Below are 15,438 nucleotides of genomic sequence, written 5' to 3' on the forward strand. Positions count from 1 at the left end.
AGCATTTTCAAAAAATCGCTGGCCTTATCTATATTTGCCGTATGTCCGATTTTATTTCTCAAGAAGGATTCGACAAACTGATGGAAGAGTGGAAACGCCTCAAGTTTGTAGAACGTCCCGAAATGCAACGCCAAGTAGGAGCCGCCGCTGCTGAAGGCGACCGCTCCGAAAACGCCGCCTACACTTATGGAAAAATGCGGTTGCGGGATATCGACAGGCGATTGCGCGAACTCGATAAAATTATCGACCATGCAAAAGTCGTTTCGACGAACGCTCCTGCCGACGGATCCATCCGCTTTGGAGCGACCGTAACCCTCCAAGATAAAAAGACAAATAGACAGCGCATTTATACCCTTGTCGGCGTTCAGGAAATCGATCCCATCGCCGGAAGAATCAGCGTCAATTCCCCCGTTGGCATGGCTCTTATCGGTAAAAAACAGGGCGACAGCGTGACCATCGAAATTCCACGCGGAAAAGTGGAATACGTCATCATCGGAATCACATACAAATGAACTTCGTCGATCCGCATTGCCATATGGATTCCTTCACCGAAAAATCCGGAATCGATTTAGATTCCTGGTGGAATACGGTTTCTCCCAAACCCGATGCGATTCTTCACGTCGCCTGCGAAAAATCCGGATTCGAATACGCCGAAAAAATTTCCCGTTTGTACCCGAACGTTTATACCGCTTTTGGCATTCATCCGCAAAATGCCGACTCTTATGACGCCGAAACCGAAGAATGCCTCATGCGACTTTGGGCTTCTCCTAAAACCGTCGGCATTGGCGAAATCGGATTCGACTACCACTATGAAACAGCATCCCGAAAAAAACAACGAGAAGTTTTTGAGCGCCAATTGGAAATCGGCTTGCCCTTTCATAAAGTTTTTGTTTTGCACTTGCGCGAAGCCGACGACGATTCTCTAAATGTTCTTCAACACGCCCATCTGCAAAATGCGACTCTCCATATTCACAGTTGCACGGCGAGTTGCCGTTTCGTAGAAGCGGCCCTTCAGTTGCCTTGCCGCGTTTACGTCGGCTTCACCGGAATTCTCACGTTTAAAAACGCCGAATCCGTCCGAGAAGCCGCAAGCCGCGTTCCTCTGAATCGATTGCTGCTCGAAACGGATTCCCCTTACCTGGCTCCCGTTCCTTTTCGGGGCAAGCCAAGTCACGCAGGCATGATTCCCCAAATCGGCGAAGTTCTCGCCCAGGTAAAAAACATCCCTTTTGAAGAATTGATGAAGCAGATTCGCCAAAACACCCGAGATTGCTACGGAATCTGACAGTTCTTGCGCGACAAAAAATACGCAAAGCCAATCAGCAACGAATCTAAAATGGAAAAAGCGCTAAAAGCGAAAAAGACGCTGGGAGAATAACCGTAACTGTGGAGACCGACACCCAAGAGGTTTACGCCAAAAAGACAGAACGCAATAACGACCAGCAAAAAAGCGGACAAAGCATCCCAAGTCTTTGCAGAAATCCAATTTCCGTGTTCCAGATGCAAAAGAATCAACGTCCAAAGCAGCACCAATAAAGCGGCGCATTCCTTGGGATCCCAGCCCCAAAAACGCCCCCATGCGATATCCGCCCAAAATCCGCCCAAAACCGTCCCCAAGGCAGAAAAGACAAAGCCAATCCGAAGAGTCGCCCGCAAAATGGAACGAAGCGATTCGGACGGTGCCTTTCTAAAAACGCCAAGCCACAAAGAAATATGGGCGGCAACACTCGAAAAAATCAGCGCGCAAAAGCCAAAAGCAATCGTCAGAACGTGCAAGGATAGCCAAAACGGCGAATTCAAAAGCAGGGAAACCGGTTCAAATGCGCCGCTGGCCGGAAAAGCCAATCGAAGAAGTGTCACCAGCAAAAATACGGTTCCCGCGCCCCCCAGCAAAACTCCCGGCATCTTCGTTTTGAACGCAGCAATTCCCGTGACCGCCGCAATGCCAAAAGCCACCGCCATCACCATTTCATAAAGCGATGCAAACGGCAAGCGCCCTTCGCAAATTCCCCGCCAAACAAATACCGTAAAAATTCCGAAAGCGAGCAGAACTTCTAAGATCCAGCCTGCCCGAAAAGCTCGCCGAGACCGGTTTCCCAAAGCCGCAAGGCAAAACGCGCAACAGGAAAGAATCCAAATAAAAAACATGGGATCAATGGACAGATAAAAAGCTTCCGCCTGCAATTTTCTCAATTCCTCCGATGATAGCGACTCCTCAGGCACAGCCCGATGCACAAGAAAATCCGACTGGATGGAATCGTACAAATCCAGCGCCGAATTTAAACGGATGAATTCCCGAGTTAAAGGATGAGAGTCCTCGCGTTCCGCATATTGCCGAAGCAAAGGCCGAGCATTTTCAAATTCTGAACGCCGAAATGTTCTGCGGTTCTGCGGCAAATGCAGAATTTCCACCGCCGTCGAACGGCTAATGCGAAAAACTTCCAGCGAATCCGCAGTTCCATTCCAAATTTTCTGCAAAATTTCCGCGGCGGAAAAACCGTCGCATTTCGTTTTTTCACACAAACGCTCCGCCAAAAGGATTTCGAACGATTGGCGAGGGCGAATCCTAGATTCAAATCGGATCCAGTCGGGGATTTTCTTTTCCGTTAAATTCCAAGCACCGGCCAAAACCGGCAACAAAAAGAATATCCCCATTAGAATGCGAATCATAAGCGGCGATTTCTCCAAAGCGGCAGTAGAGTTCCCAAAAGTCCGACAATCAGCAGGACGGAAAATAAATACGGTACAAAGCCAAACGGATCCCGCTTTACGTGCAGACGGGCGATTCCTTTTTCTGCGGAAAGCCACAACGACTCTTCAAAATAAAGCCGGTAAGCGCCTATGTTTTGCGGTTGGTTGTAGGCAACGCGAAGCGTGTCCCCATGGGAAAGGGAAATTATCGAGCAACCGTCGGAATCCACCGCCAAAATCTGAAAACCATCCGCCCGCTCTTCGTTCAATACAATGCGACTCCCGGCAAAACCCAATGCGGTAAAAGATTCCCGGGTACAAGAAGCGGCGAAACTTCCCGCTATCAGCACAAGAAGCGCAATGTGCGAGAGCAAAACTCCCCACTTTTTGGAAGTGTGCGGCATTCGGAAGAGCAAAGAACAAGTGATATTCACCCCAAAAAGGACTGCCCAGGTTTTCAAAGCCGGCAAAGGAAAAATGCCTGCGGCAAAAAAAATCCAGCTATTGAAAAAGCGTTCCGTCCCCAAATCCACACCCATCTGCGCATCAAAAAGAATTCCCCAGAACGACAGGACAAAAAGGGAGGCCAATAAAAAGATTCCCACCGGCAAAGAACCCAGAACCCGGACGCTTCGATACAATACTTTCACGGATTAAATTTAGCTCTTTTTGAAAGTACATTTCCTGCGTCGCCGCAGCGCAAAAAGCCACTCCACAAAAAAACAGCGATTCTCGAAAGAACCGCCGTTATCCATTTTCAGTCGTATTATTTGCTGTTCACCCGGCAACGCTTCTTTTGAAGCGGCGTCATTCCCGGCTGGTCGCAAGGATCCGACGAAGTGGAAGCTGGCGTTGCCGCTTTCGGAGCGCTTTGCTGGGCCTGCATCGCCTGGCGCTTGCGTTCCCGCGGAGAAAGTTCCTCTTCGGGCTCTTCCACAGGTTCCGCTTTGACCTTCTTGACCTTTTTCCGGATAATCCTACGCTTGACAGTCTTTGTCGGCACAGTATCCTCCGCCGCTTCGACGACCGGCTGGGTTTGCCGCACTTGCTTCTTTTTGACGGCTTTCGCAGCGGCTGCGGCTTCAGCAGCTCGGGCCGCTTCAGCTTCCGCGGCAGCAATGGAATCCCGGCGCGCTTTGGCGGCATTCTTTTTCTTTTCCACCGCCGCTTTGCGAGCCGCCTGAGCCTGGGCTTTAGAAAGGGGGCGGGCAGAAGCCTTGAAAATCGCATCGGCATTGGCAGGGTCCTTAAAAACGCTGCCCGGAGCACCACGACGGCCTTGCGCATCCGCCAAAGAACCCGTCGCCCAAGAATCTCCGGCAATAGGCGGCAAAAGCGAAACTTTCAAATCCTTGATTTTCGTGTCGAATTCGTCCGTGCCGTCGGAATAGAAAATCATCACGTCGTAAATTCCCGCCTGGTATTCCAAACCGTCGGACGCCCCCACGGGAGCCTCCGCATAAGCGACTTCAATATACAACTGGTCGTTGTCAATGCTGTTGAAAAGCAAATCGACGTCTCCTTGCGGAGCTTTTACCTTTCCTTCGGCGACAAAAGCCCACGGGGCATAATCGACGCGAATTTTGAACTGGTGATAGCCGTTCATCGCTTCGTCCAGAACCAAGTAATCGGCATTAAAGGCCTGGAATGACGGTTTTATTTGCGCAAAGGACAAGACCGTCACGCAAAGCACAAGAAACATCGATAGTTTTCTCAGCATTTTCAACTCCTCAATCTTGAAATTCAAGCGCCATCCGAAAATCAAGAACTTCATCCCTCTTTTCCGATAGCGCCCATATCCCTTATTTGTTAAAGAACAAAGATTTTGCGGCTTCGAACATAGCGTCCTTTTCCGTTTCCTCTCGACATTCCGTATAAATACGGACTTTCGGTTCCGTTCCAGACGGGCGAATGAGCATCCAGGAATCGTCCTCGAAGATGATTTTGACGCCATCCACGGTCAAGAGTTCGCGCACCGTCTTTTCTTTGTCACCGACCTTGACCTGGGCCCCAGCCTTGGCCTTATCCGCAACAGCCATTACCTGTGCGGCAAGCGGAGCGCCGACTAGCGATTTGTCCACTTCAAAACCGGCACGGCTCGGATAGAATTTACCGAACTCCTTATACAAATCGTCCAGGTATTCCCCGAGGTTTTTGCCCGTCGTCGCCATGATTTCAAGGGCGAGCAAAAGGCCGAACTGCGCGTCCTTTTCAAGGGTGTTGTTCAATCCTGAAATGCCATCCGATTCTTCGAAAGCGATAAGTCCTTTCGGATTCGCCGCGCGAGAAAGCCAGGGGCGGAAATTCTTGAATCCCACGGGGGTTTCCATCACGGGAACGCCCAACTTGTTCGCGATGACATTCACAAAATTGGAAGTCGCCACGGACTTGGCGACAACGCCCTTTTCCTTGCGCCACGTCACCATATAGTGGAATGCAATCGCGCCAAAACGGTTCATATCGATTTCGCGGGAACCATCGTAAAAACGCACGCGGTCACCATCCGGATCAAAAATGCAACCCAGACGATACCAGCTCTTGCTCTGATCCAAAATACGCTTGACGCCTTCCAAATTTTTGGAACTCGGTTCCGGTGCGATGCCACCAAAAAGCGGATCGTCCTCGGTGCGCAGACAAAGCAGGCACTGCGGATTGCCGAGAATGGCATTCGGGCGTCCGCGGGTAGCGCCGTGCACATGATCGCAGACCAGAGTCAAGCGACCTTCGTCCAAAAGCTTCTGGATTCGAGCAAACTGGATTGTCCCCTGCTTGTGCAAGAATTCATTGTAAATCGCCACGGAATCGATTTTCTTGACTTCGACGGATTCCAAGTCTTCCCGCTGGAAGTCCTTCATCATTTCATTGGAAAGCCGAGTGATGACGCTCGTGATTTCGGGGCCTGCGGGGCCGCCGTCCACCGGATTGAATTTGATGCCCGCGTAATTCGACGGGTTGTGGCTCGGGGTCATATTGATAGAGCACGCCGCCTTGAGCATTTCTATCGCCGCTGAAAATTCCGGGGTGGCCATTTCGCCGCCGTAATAAATTTTCTTGACGCCCGCTTTGGCAAAGACCTGCGCTACCGCCATGCAAAATTCGTCGCCGAGAAGACGGTTGTCGTGTCCCAAAACGATGCCGCGTTCCTGCAATTCTTCAAAGCCGGAAACGCCGAGAGCTGCGAGCAAATCCGCATCCGCTTCCCGATACATGCGGATAATCGCCGAAGCGATCACTTCCACCGTGCGCAGGGTAAATTCCGTTCCGATTTCTCCGCGAAAGCCGGAAGTCCCAAAACTGACCGTGCAAGGCGTTTCACTGGCAAGCGCGATTTTTTTCACGCTTTCTACCAGATTCATGTCGTTAGCCGATTTAAAATCGGGAGATTGGATTTTTTTCCAAAGTTGTGCTGCAGTTTCCATTCGTATTCCTATTGGATAAATTTGACCTGTATAATTTAATAAATTTCAAAAATTCCGGACAGCAAAAGCAAAATAGGAGGCCGAACCGTTTATGCAGTCCATTTTACGGGTACATCTTCTGAATCAAAACGCCCGGATTTTTACGCGCAGCCACCGTGAAGATGGTCGTGCGAACCCAAAACCCGATGTGGCACTCCATGCGCAATCAAATCGACTTCACAGCCATACATTCCCTGCACCATCTCCGGAGTTATCTGCGATCCAGAATGAAAATGCACGTCCCGGTTCACGCAGGCGACGCTCTTGACATGGCTGGATAGCACCATCAAATCGTGACTGACAATGATAATCGTCATCCTTTGATTCAGTTGTGCCAGCAACCCGTATAAATCCTCTTGGCCCTTGGCGTCGATATTGCTGGAAGGTTCGTCCAAAAAAAGAATCTGCGGATTGGACGCAAGGGCCCGCGCAATCAGCACCCGCTGACGTTCCCCGCCGGAAAGCTCCCCTAGCCGCCTTTCAGCAAAAGACTCCATTTTGACGGTTTCCAGAGCCTGTCTCACCTGGTCCGAATGGGACTTGTAACGGAGAAGCCCCGTCGCCACCGTTTCCTCGACCGTTATTGGGAACTCCAGATTGCCGTTCGTATTTTGCGGGACATAGCCGACCGAGATCTTTTTTGTCGGAACCTTTTCTCCGAAAAGCCGGACACTTCCCGCCGACGGATTCAAAAGCCCGACAATCAATTTCATCAATGTACTTTTGCCGCCGCCGTTCGGACCGATAATCGCGAGAAAATCGCCAGCACGAACGCTCATGTTCACATGGGAAAGAACCGGCGTTTTGCCATAAGAAAAGCTCACGTCCCGAATTTCTATCGCCGGGAAAAGATTCATTTTCCATCTCCCGCAAGCGTTTTCAAAAACAAAAGCAGATTTTCGTCAAAATCGTAGGCCAGCGGATCTATCGATACGATTTTCGCCCCGATTTCCCGAGACAAGGATTCTGCGGCCCGGCGGCTGAATTGCGGCTGCACAAAAACGATTTTTGCACGGTTCGCCTTTGCCGTCTGGATCAGGCACTGCAAATCCTGCGGTTTCGGTTCTTTGCCGTCCATTTCCACGGCGATTTGTTTCAATCCGTAATCCCGCGCCAAATATCCATAAGAAGGATGAAAAACGATAAACGTCCGACGTTCCTCCGGCAGACTACGCACCGTTTCCGTGAAGCGGACGTCCAGAACCGAAAGTTCGCGAGAAAAATTTTCCAGATTCGTCCGGTAAAATCCCGCCGACGCCGCATCCGCTTCCGAAAGGACCTTGCAGATATTGGATGCTACCAAAATCACTTGCCGTGGCGAATTCCATAAATGCGGATCGAGTTCATGATCATCCCCGTGCCGATGCCCGTGTTCTTCTGGTTCCGAAATAAAAGAAATCCCTTCGGAAAGGTTCGCCACCCGGACTTTGGGATTCACGCTTAAAAAACGCGGACGCCAGGCTTCGTCCAAACCGGAGCCATCCGAAAAATAAATCGAAGCGGAAGCGAACTTTTTTAGCGCGTCCGGTTTGGGTTCAAAAGAGTGCGGATTCGCATTGGCGGGGACGAGGGTAACGACATCCACGCGATCCCCGGCAATTTTTCGCACCATTTTTGCATACGGAGCCAGCGTAACGGAAACCGTGATCGCCGGAGCCGCAGCGACTTCCAAAAGAGCAAAAACGACAAGGATAAAAAAACGCAGCATGAAAAAATTTCCTCGGATGCAACAATATATAAAATTGCCGTCGCTCTAGTTTCCGCATTGTCGAAAATCGGTTCGAGTCCAGTAAAATAAAGCGTTTTGGAGGGGGCGTTTTCCATCTAAATCGGCGATTGCCAAAGTTTTCAAAAGCGGGATGTCAAGACGGATAGAAGGCAACCTGAACAAAAGGGCTATGCTTGCAGCTTACTGCGGCGTTGAGGATGCGGTAAAATTCGCAAGTTTTCTCTTCAACGTCATATTTCTACGCGGAAATCAGGGAGCATATCTTTAAAGGATTTTTTCTGTTCTCGCCGCTAGACTTTGAAAAGCTTGGAAAAACGAAGATTTGAAGCCCCAACTTCCATCTTTCCGAGAATCGGGCGATAAATTGCCCCCCCTTCTTAGCCGATCTATATTTATGCAAAAATTCGCATTTACGCATTGCTTTAACAAAAAATCTTGCTATATTATTCGCATGAGCTTCAGAAAACCCAAAAACATCGCTTTAGAATTGGTTCCGCGCACGCTCGACGGCGTCCTTGCCGAAGCCAGAGAGTCCCTTTCCTCGTTTCCGTTCGTAACGTCCATCAACATTCCTGAAATCCGACGGCTGCCCATCAAATCGTTTGAACCTTCGAAGCGCCTTCTGGAATCCGGCCTAGTGACGACTCCGCATTTTCGCCTCATCGATAGAAGCGAAAAAGATCTGCTGCAAAAAATTGCCGTCCTAGTGGAAGCGGGACTATCCCAAGTTCTGCTTATCGGCGGCGATCCGCCCAAAGAATCCCCGGATTTCGTCCCTTCCGGACTCACCACGCTTCAGGCGGTTCAAGCGGTCAAACGGGAATTTCCCCAGCTCAAAATCTATACGGGGCTGGACCCCTACCGCTCTTCGTTTCGCGAAGAACTCGACTACGCCCGAGCCAAGCGGGATGCGGGAAGCGACGGATTTTTTACGCAGCCGTTTTTTTCCGTTGGCATGCTGGAACTCTGGCTGGAACAATTGCCGGATGCCGAAATCTGGTTCGGCATTGCGCCCGTCTATACGGAACGCAGCCAGAATTACTGGGAACGCGTGAATAAAGTCGTTTTCCCGCCGAATTTCAGTTTCGACAGGGACTTTAACACGAGGCTTGCCCGCCAACTTCTGGTGACGATTTCCGAAACGCAGCAGCGCGCCTACTTGATGCCGGTCGCCAATGGTGCTCTCGCGTATCTGCGGGATATTTTCGAAGCGTAAAGAGAAAACGCAATCTAAACGCACTACGGCATTGTCAAAGTCAAAGCTTTATTCAACGCCGCTAGCCGCTAACCATTAACCACTAACCACTCCTAACTCCCACTCCCCGCCTTCACCTATCGGGCAAGCATTTTCCAAACATCCCCCGAACCAGCCGGGCGACCGAGCAAATCGAACGCTTTGTCAGAAATAGCGGGAATCCAGCTGCGGGCGGGCAGCTTCCGAATCGACTCCGTCCCTTCAAACGGAGCTTCTTGAACGTCTATTTCGCGAAGGGTCACAAATTTGTAGTAAGGATGATCCTTGTCCGAACGCATGAGAATCGTGCCGCCGCCTTCCAAAATCGGCGCATAAGCGTCCGAATAGGAACAGCCCGAAACCGTTTCGCTATACGCTCCGCGGAAATCCGTTCCCGAGTCCTCAATGGCGCCGACGGGTTCCCATTTTCCGGGAGGAGTCGCATTGGATGTCGAATCGATATAAAGTTCCAGGCGGACAGTTCCCGCGTCCTTATTGTAAACGATATACTTCATGCCGATCCACTTTCCGACGGGCAGCACGTTTCCATTCCAGAGCGGATCCTGATTCCCCACTCCCGATGTCGTGCGATAATAGCTTTCCGGGTGTTTCCACTCCTTTTCAAAATCCCATTTGCCGTCGTTGCGAAAACGGGCGTAATACGTCGTCGCATCGCAATCGTCGCCACCGCTGGAAGCGTGCCCAAGCGGTCCCGAACGCATACCGACAACCATGCCGCCGTAATTTTCGCCACCCAAGGCATCCCGCATAAAGTAGCCCGTCCATTCGGAGTTCAAAAAGAACTGCGTCGAAGAACCGTGCAGGCTGTTCAAGTGAAATCGCGGTCCGTCGTTCCAGTTCATCTGCATGATTCCCTGGCCATCGATATCAAAAGAGCCAGAACCGGCGCTGTGGCTTTCCGTCCAGCCCCAAGGATCGTCCGGATCCCCGTCCCATTCGACCGAGCGAGCCTTTCCATTCGCCCAATGGGAGGAATTCCATTCCTCCGTTCCCGCTTTTGTCCGATAGATTTTCTTAAACCCGAAAGCATCGACAGGCTCTTCGGCAAAAAGAACCGCTCCCAAGCAAAGCAACGAGAGTGCAAAAATTTTTTTCATAGACCCAATCCCTAAAAAAATAGCCGAGTTTGCACTCGGCCTTGTTTAAATGCGTTTTAACACTCTACGATTCCGGATAGACCGAAACCTTTTGCGCACCAGCATTCTGTTCGAACTTGACTTTTCCGTCAACAAGAGCGAACAACGTGAAGTCCCTGCCCATGCCGACGTTTGTACCCGGATGGAAATGAGAACCGCGCTGACGGACAATGATACCGCCGGCTTTAATCGTTTCTCCGGCGTATTTCTTTACACCAAGATATTTGGCGTTGGAATCACGGCCGTTACGAACGGAGCCTTGACCTTTCTTGTGAGCCATTATTAAGCCTCCTTCGACTTGCGGATGGAATTCTTTTTGACTTTAGCGGGCTTCGGAATGCCTTGAGCGATCTTTTCCTTGCGGGTCAGAGGAACGTTCTGCACCTTCTGAGCGGCAAGAGCCTTGACGCGGGCGCGGTTGCGTTCGACAATCTTCGGATCGACCACTTCGGATTCTGCACCGGAATGAAGTTCCGTGACAAGCACTTCCGTATAGCCCTGACGATGACCGTTACGACGGACGTAGCGGGTACGACGCTTCTTTTTGAAGACAATCACCGTGTCTTCTTTGTCGTGGGCGAGAACTTCGACCTTGACAGAAGCATCATCCAGGACAGGGGTGCCGACTTTCACTTCTTTCCCGTTAGAGAAAAGAAGGACGGACTTGAGTTCCAGAGAAGAACCGACAGCAGCATCGACGCTCGGGACCTTGTAAGTCTTACCGACTTCGACTTTATACTGGAAACCACCTGTTTCAACAATAGAATACATAATATTCCTTTTTTTAGGTTTGCTGTGGGTGCAGGAAAATAGAAAACTTTTCCTTTTTTGGAAAGGGAATGTGTGATTTTTTTGTGAATTATTTGTGGCTAGCTTCAAAATCAGCGGCTTTTTTATCCAGCGTCATTTCCGGACGATATTGATGCCGAGCCATAAAGAATAGCACGTCCGCCGAAAATCATCCTCGTCGTATCCCACATAGCCGTCCAAAGAGAATGCGGCGGAAGGCCCCAAATGCCAGCGTTCGCTCACCGCCCACACTTTCCCCACTTCGGCTTTAAATCCAAAGCCTACGTAGAAATCATCGGAAGAATAATAGTCCCAATCCGCATAAGAGCCAAAGGAATAGCCCAGCGAAGTGCTAAAAAAGGTTCCGTGAAAAACGGAAGAGGTATCCCTGAATGGGAAAATCGTCGCGCCAAAGCCGAAAAAGAATCGGGAAAATTCCGCACCATCCAAAGAGATGGATTCGTTAGTCTCCCCTTCTTTTTTGCGCGTGTATTCGAGATCCCCTTGAGCCACAGTAAATTCCAGCGTCCCATGCAGAGCTACGACGTTCTTGATATTCCATCCTAATTTGAAGGACATTCCCAGTCCCAGGGCATCCAGCTCGCTTTCTTCGTCATAATAATCGTAATAGTCGTCATCCCTTTCCATTTTTAAAATATTGGCCACAAAATTCAGGGAAGGGCTGAAGTAAAAACTGCTGCGGGCTCTTTTCGGGCGGCGCGGATTCTCCGCATTCGGAGTTTGTCCCCTCTCGTCAGTAAAAGCATCGCTGGAAGCAGAATGGTGCACGGCCTTTGGTGCGGATTCCAATGGCTGCGGATTCGGCGGCTGAGCCGGATAGACAACCGTTCCTTCGGGCAAAGAACGCAATGCAGAAGTGTCCGTCACAATAATGTAGTAAACGGGTGCAGGTGTGCTGGACGTCTGTTGCGCACAAAGCGAGGAGACCAAAATCGCAGCGATAGCCAAAAACAGGTTAAAATTCACAACCACAAATATAACATTAAAAAAAAAGAAATTATACATAATCTTTTGCCAAATACTCGCGATTTTTTTCAAAGGGTGGACCTCTTTTCGCAAGGGGCGTTTTCTTTCACAGGGGGAACTCGGTTCTCAATTCTCAGCTCTCAACTCATAACTTCCAACTCCCAACCGATCTCTGCCCTTCGGTAGGTTCAGGGACCGCCGGTTAGTGCACCTCGGCAAGCTCGGTAACCACTTGTCGAACTAATCGAAGGACACTAACTTGCTTTAGAAACGCCGCGCTTTATGGTTGGAAATTTTGAGCTTTTAGGAGGAATAAATTACTATGGCGAGAGAGGGAAACAATCTTTCCTTGAATCCCTGAAATGCGTATTCCCGGAGAATACACTTTTTTTTCAACCAAGCGTCTTCCGCTCTTGTTTGTTCGCACAATAAAAGCTATCTTTTAGTCGGATTGAGCCGCGGTGGAGGAAATCCTTGCGGTATGGATAAACCTTAAACTCGGGGCATCCGATTAGCGACAATATCAATCCAGGAGGAGTGCGAACGCACTCCTCTTTTTGTAACCCCGAAAACCTGCACATCCATTTCAGCAAGCCCTACCGCCCTTCAATTTAAAACGTAAGTTTTCAACAATTCCATCACGACAGCATCAACATTGCCAAATTTTTGACGGTAACGGCTCCTTATTTTTATATCTACAGGCAAGAAAGCCATCGCCTGCCCCCAAGCCTTGGCCAAAGCGACGCAAATCGAAAAGGTGGAAAGTTTTTTCCCGTCGCCAGAACGATCCGGAGTATTTTTTGCCATCGATAAATAGCGTTTTACCGCATAAAAAGGCAGTTTTGCAATTTCTTTTGCAGGGAGTAAACGAACCGCCGAGCGCAAGCGGTTGCGTTCGGAATAAAATAATTTGTTGGGAGAATAGCGCACCGTGGTTTTAGATCGTTCATGAAAAACTTTGGCATCCGGGCAAAATACCGTCTTGAAACCGGCCAGGCGATGACGAAAATACCATTCCGTTTCTTCAAAAAAGAGAAAGAAGCCAGCATCCATTCGACCCGCCGCCTTTGCGGCCTCCTGACGAAAACTCATCACAGCGCCATAGCAACCAAATACTTCTTTTTCCCGCAGATCCGCTTCCGAAACATCTAAACCGCTGGCTTCATTCTTCGCAAAAAGATCGGGACCGAACTGAACGCCGACGGCATTCACCACGCCACTTTTTTCCATAACCAAACTCGCCACGGAGCCCGCATCCGGATGCCTCGCAAAACAGGCCAACAGATGTTCCGCCCAATGCGCATCAAATTCCAAATCCATATTGCAGAGCACTTGAACTTCGGCATCCATATTATCCAGCAACCGATTGCAGGCACCCGCATAACCTAAATTTCTATCGCTTGAAATCACTTTGCAAGCAAGCTCTGATTTTTTTAGCTTTGAAATGGAATCGTCCACAGAAGCATTGTCAAAAACAAAAATACGAACAGGCATCGTCTGCATCACCAAACTGCGTACACAGTCGATGAGTTCATCGCCACCGTTATAGTTGATAATTCCAACATCTATATTCATTTTAAATTTCTCAAAAAACGGGATCGTAAAAAGTTCCGTTAAAATATACATCTATCTCGTTATTGGAGAATACCGTAGTAACGGATGCAATCGATTTGCCCTTCAAAAATTTGCCACTCAACTCCATGCGCTTGGCTGTCGCAAAGGTGGACGCGAAGAATCCCGTCATCAACACGAATCATCCAGCCGTCGCCATAACGTCCTGAAGGTTCCGCGACCAAGATATTCTTCACGGTCATCTCCCGCCACCGCAGTATGGCCATTTCCCGTATAATCCTTACCGACATTAAAGAGTCATTCAATTCCCAAGCGGCAATCCACAGACACTCGCCAGAAGCGGTAGAATTCGTTGGCTGAGATAAACACTGTCTTCCGGGTTCAACGTCCAGGCAGAGACCGTGGAACGAGAACAAGGAGGTATTTGAAGAGAGGTCAGAACTATATCAGATTGCAAAGTTTCTTCCGAACCGGCAACATCGGCATTAGAACAAGCCGTAAAAGAAAATAGCGCAACACATAATCCCTGACTCAGATAAAATTTCTTTTATTCGCCGTTCATCCATTGTCTCCACGCAAAAAATCGTAATACGGGGATAAATATAAACGCACTTCCCTCAAAAGCAACTCCTAGAGAAATAATTCTAAATTAAAAACATGAACCAAGGCGCAAAAAAAATTTTAAAAAATGCCATCAAAATTCTAATTACCTTGGGAGGCCTTTGTTATGTTTTCAGCAAGGTTCCCCTAAACGACGCTTTAAGCCTATGGACATCCAAAGCTCTGTTATGGCTTTTGCTTATTTTCGCGCTAACGATCCTATTTATGGCAATTCAAGCCAATCGCTGGAGAGGGCTGTTGCTCAATGAAGGCCGGAAGATCCCTTTTAAATCATTCTACGCTTATATCGCCCTGGGTTACTTTTTCAACAATTTACTGCCGAGCAATTTTGGCGGAGATGCGGTAAAAACGATCGCCTTTGGAAGGCGATTTGGCAAGATGGCAAACTCTGTAGCAGCTATTATCGTTTCCCGAATCATGGGACTACTGGCCATGTTTTTCAGTTTCTTTATAGCATTGCCTTTTGTGGCTGTCGAATACAACATTCCGATGACATACGTCGCTGTCGTCTGCATTTTGGCATTGATTGCACTCCTTGTCATTTTCCTAGGACTTTTCTCCGATAAAATAAAGCTTCCCGCCCCATTGACTACAAAGTTTCCTTTTCTATTGAAACTGCAAGATGCTTTTTGTCTTTACCGCAAGTATAAAAAAGAATTTTTCTTGTCCGGTTTGGATTCCATTTGGCTACAAGCGATAACCATTATTATTCATTGGGCGTATTTTAAAGCGATGGGAGTGGATGTAAACTTTGCCGTCATTACAGTTTTTACCACTATTATGGTGACATTCACCATGCTGCCCATTTCCATTAACGGAATAGGCATTCGCGAAAACGTACAAATTAGCCTGTACACGGGACTTTTAGGCATTCCCGCCGATATCGTTTTGGCGTCCACCTTGTTCAGCTATATGCCACTTCTGTTCCAAACCATCCAAGGCGCAATCGCTTTTGCCATCATCAAAGAAAAGAATCCTTCCCCAAAATAAGGCAACAGGAAAAAAGGATTCTTCGGGCTTATAGCTTTTGAAAGTTCATCATCTTCCAAAATCCTCTATTCAAGCGATGGAGAAAACTTTTAGCCGGATGGATCCGCAATAGAGATCCTGAAAACGATAGAATGCAACCAACCCAACGATAAAAAACGCCGTAAGAAATCGGAACTTTATTTTGGGAATTATATAGTCGTCCCTTAAAAT

General features: G+C 48.9%; 16 protein-coding genes. 4 read left to right on the forward strand and 12 right to left on the reverse strand.

Annotation, left to right across the window (positions count from 1 at the left end):
* Positions 1-41: 41 nt before the first annotated feature.
* Positions 42-512: a transcription elongation factor GreA gene (gene greA / locus BGX14_RS02480; RefSeq protein ID WP_073302159.1), complete on the forward strand. Its 471-nt coding sequence runs from the start codon at positions 42-44 to the stop codon at positions 510-512.
* Positions 509-1,285, forward strand: a complete 777-nt coding sequence (locus BGX14_RS02485) for a TatD family hydrolase (protein ID WP_095878965.1) — start codon at positions 509-511, stop codon at positions 1,283-1,285. The genes greA and BGX14_RS02485 overlap by 4 nt, the downstream gene beginning before the upstream one ends.
* Here BGX14_RS02485 and ccsA read toward each other — a convergent pair.
* From ccsA to BGX14_RS02515, 6 genes are all read right to left on the reverse strand, one after another.
* Positions 1,273-2,670: a cytochrome c biogenesis protein CcsA gene (ccsA, locus tag BGX14_RS02490; RefSeq protein ID WP_095878966.1), complete on the reverse strand. Its 1,398-nt coding sequence runs from the start codon at positions 2,668-2,670 to the stop codon at positions 1,273-1,275. The genes BGX14_RS02485 and ccsA overlap by 13 nt on opposite strands.
* Positions 2,667-3,341 (reverse strand): hypothetical protein, encoded by a 675-nt coding sequence (locus BGX14_RS02495; protein WP_143394095.1) that lies wholly within the window; start codon positions 3,339-3,341, stop codon positions 2,667-2,669. Before BGX14_RS02495 ends, ccsA begins: the two co-directional genes overlap by 4 nt.
* A 116-nt stretch (positions 3,342-3,457) precedes the next feature.
* On the reverse strand, positions 3,458-4,411 hold the full coding sequence (locus BGX14_RS02500) for a hypothetical protein (protein ID WP_143394096.1): 954 nt from the start codon (positions 4,409-4,411) through the stop codon (positions 3,458-3,460).
* Positions 4,412-4,493: 82 nt separating this feature from the next.
* Positions 4,494-6,110, reverse strand: coding sequence for a phosphomannomutase (locus BGX14_RS02505; protein ID WP_095878969.1), 1,617 nt, complete (start codon positions 6,108-6,110; stop codon positions 4,494-4,496).
* A 140-nt stretch (positions 6,111-6,250) separates the two neighbouring features.
* Positions 6,251-7,006: a metal ABC transporter ATP-binding protein gene (locus BGX14_RS02510; protein WP_073302170.1), complete on the reverse strand. Its 756-nt coding sequence runs from the start codon at positions 7,004-7,006 to the stop codon at positions 6,251-6,253.
* Positions 7,003-7,857 carry a metal ABC transporter solute-binding protein, Zn/Mn family gene (locus BGX14_RS02515; RefSeq protein WP_095878970.1) on the reverse strand — a complete coding sequence of 285 codons (855 nt, stop codon included), beginning with the start codon at positions 7,855-7,857 and terminating at the stop codon, positions 7,003-7,005. The genes BGX14_RS02510 and BGX14_RS02515 overlap by 4 nt, the downstream gene beginning before the upstream one ends.
* Before the next feature lie 472 nt (positions 7,858-8,329).
* Between BGX14_RS02515 and BGX14_RS02520 the strand changes: the two genes are divergently transcribed.
* Positions 8,330-9,094 carry a methylenetetrahydrofolate reductase gene (locus tag BGX14_RS02520; RefSeq protein ID WP_158223204.1) on the forward strand — a complete coding sequence of 255 codons (765 nt, stop codon included), beginning with the start codon at positions 8,330-8,332 and terminating at the stop codon, positions 9,092-9,094.
* Between the two features lie 116 nt (positions 9,095-9,210).
* Here the strand turns inward: BGX14_RS02520 and BGX14_RS02525 are convergent, their stop codons facing one another.
* The 6 genes from BGX14_RS02525 to BGX14_RS02550 form a co-directional block, all read right to left on the reverse strand.
* Entirely contained in the window at positions 9,211-10,230 is a 1,020-nt protein-coding gene (locus BGX14_RS02525; protein WP_095878972.1) for a hypothetical protein, read from the reverse strand.
* Positions 10,231-10,294: 64 nt separating this feature from the next.
* The gene (rpmA, locus tag BGX14_RS02530; RefSeq protein ID WP_073302175.1) at positions 10,295-10,549 is read right to left on the reverse strand and encodes a 50S ribosomal protein L27; all 255 of its coding nucleotides are present in this window, start codon (positions 10,547-10,549) and stop codon (positions 10,295-10,297) included.
* Between the two features lie 2 nt (positions 10,550-10,551).
* Positions 10,552-11,040 (reverse strand): 50S ribosomal protein L21, encoded by a 489-nt coding sequence (gene rplU / locus BGX14_RS02535; RefSeq protein ID WP_073302177.1) that lies wholly within the window; start codon positions 11,038-11,040, stop codon positions 10,552-10,554.
* A gap of 132 nt (positions 11,041-11,172) precedes the next feature.
* Complete coding sequence (locus tag BGX14_RS02540) at positions 11,173-12,051, reverse strand: hypothetical protein (RefSeq protein WP_143394097.1); 879 nt, start codon at positions 12,049-12,051, stop codon at positions 11,173-11,175.
* Positions 12,052-12,651: 600 nt separating this feature from the next.
* Positions 12,652-13,620 (reverse strand): glycosyltransferase family 2 protein, encoded by a 969-nt coding sequence (locus BGX14_RS02545; protein ID WP_095879760.1) that lies wholly within the window; start codon positions 13,618-13,620, stop codon positions 12,652-12,654.
* Positions 13,621-13,679: 59 nt separating this feature from the next.
* A complete protein-coding gene (locus tag BGX14_RS02550) occupies positions 13,680-13,853 on the reverse strand; it encodes a hypothetical protein (RefSeq protein WP_158223205.1) in 174 nt (57 codons plus the stop codon).
* Between the two features lie 421 nt (positions 13,854-14,274).
* Between BGX14_RS02550 and BGX14_RS02555 the strand changes: the two genes are divergently transcribed.
* On the forward strand, positions 14,275-15,228 hold the full coding sequence (locus tag BGX14_RS02555; protein WP_095878975.1) for a lysylphosphatidylglycerol synthase transmembrane domain-containing protein: 954 nt from the start codon (positions 14,275-14,277) through the stop codon (positions 15,226-15,228).
* The last annotated feature ends 210 nt before the right edge of the window (positions 15,229-15,438 follow it).

This window comes from Fibrobacter sp. UWS1 (assembly GCF_002300445.1).
Classification (GTDB): domain Bacteria; phylum Fibrobacterota; class Fibrobacteria; order Fibrobacterales; family Fibrobacteraceae; genus Hallerella; species Hallerella intestinalis.

What these genes read in the sequence shown, in the direction of transcription:
- greA (WP_073302159.1), top strand. Translation starts at nt 42, where the DNA reads ATGTCCGATTTTATTTCTCAAGAAGGATTCGACAAACTGATGGAAGAG.
- BGX14_RS02485 (WP_095878965.1), top strand. Translation starts at nt 509, where the DNA reads ATGAACTTCGTCGATCCGCATTGCCATATGGATTCCTTCACCGAAAAA.
- ccsA (WP_095878966.1), bottom strand. Translation starts at nt 2,670, where the DNA reads ATGATTCGCATTCTAATGGGGATATTCTTTTTGTTGCCGGTTTTGGCC.
- BGX14_RS02500 (WP_143394096.1), bottom strand. Translation starts at nt 4,411, where the DNA reads ATGCTGAGAAAACTATCGATGTTTCTTGTGCTTTGCGTGACGGTCTTG.
- BGX14_RS02505 (WP_095878969.1), bottom strand. Translation starts at nt 6,110, where the DNA reads ATGGAAACTGCAGCACAACTTTGGAAAAAAATCCAATCTCCCGATTTT.
- BGX14_RS02510 (WP_073302170.1), bottom strand. Translation starts at nt 7,006, where the DNA reads ATGAATCTTTTCCCGGCGATAGAAATTCGGGACGTGAGCTTTTCTTAT.
- BGX14_RS02515 (WP_095878970.1), bottom strand. Translation starts at nt 7,857, where the DNA reads ATGCTGCGTTTTTTTATCCTTGTCGTTTTTGCTCTTTTGGAAGTCGCT.
- BGX14_RS02520 (WP_158223204.1), top strand. Translation starts at nt 8,330, where the DNA reads ATGAGCTTCAGAAAACCCAAAAACATCGCTTTAGAATTGGTTCCGCGC.
- BGX14_RS02525 (WP_095878972.1), bottom strand. Translation starts at nt 10,230, where the DNA reads ATGAAAAAAATTTTTGCACTCTCGTTGCTTTGCTTGGGAGCGGTTCTT.
- rpmA (WP_073302175.1), bottom strand. Translation starts at nt 10,549, where the DNA reads ATGGCTCACAAGAAAGGTCAAGGCTCCGTTCGTAACGGCCGTGATTCC.
- rplU (WP_073302177.1), bottom strand. Translation starts at nt 11,040, where the DNA reads ATGTATTCTATTGTTGAAACAGGTGGTTTCCAGTATAAAGTCGAAGTC.
- BGX14_RS02545 (WP_095879760.1), bottom strand. Translation starts at nt 13,620, where the DNA reads ATGAATATAGATGTTGGAATTATCAACTATAACGGTGGCGATGAACTC.
- BGX14_RS02555 (WP_095878975.1), top strand. Translation starts at nt 14,275, where the DNA reads ATGAACCAAGGCGCAAAAAAAATTTTAAAAAATGCCATCAAAATTCTA.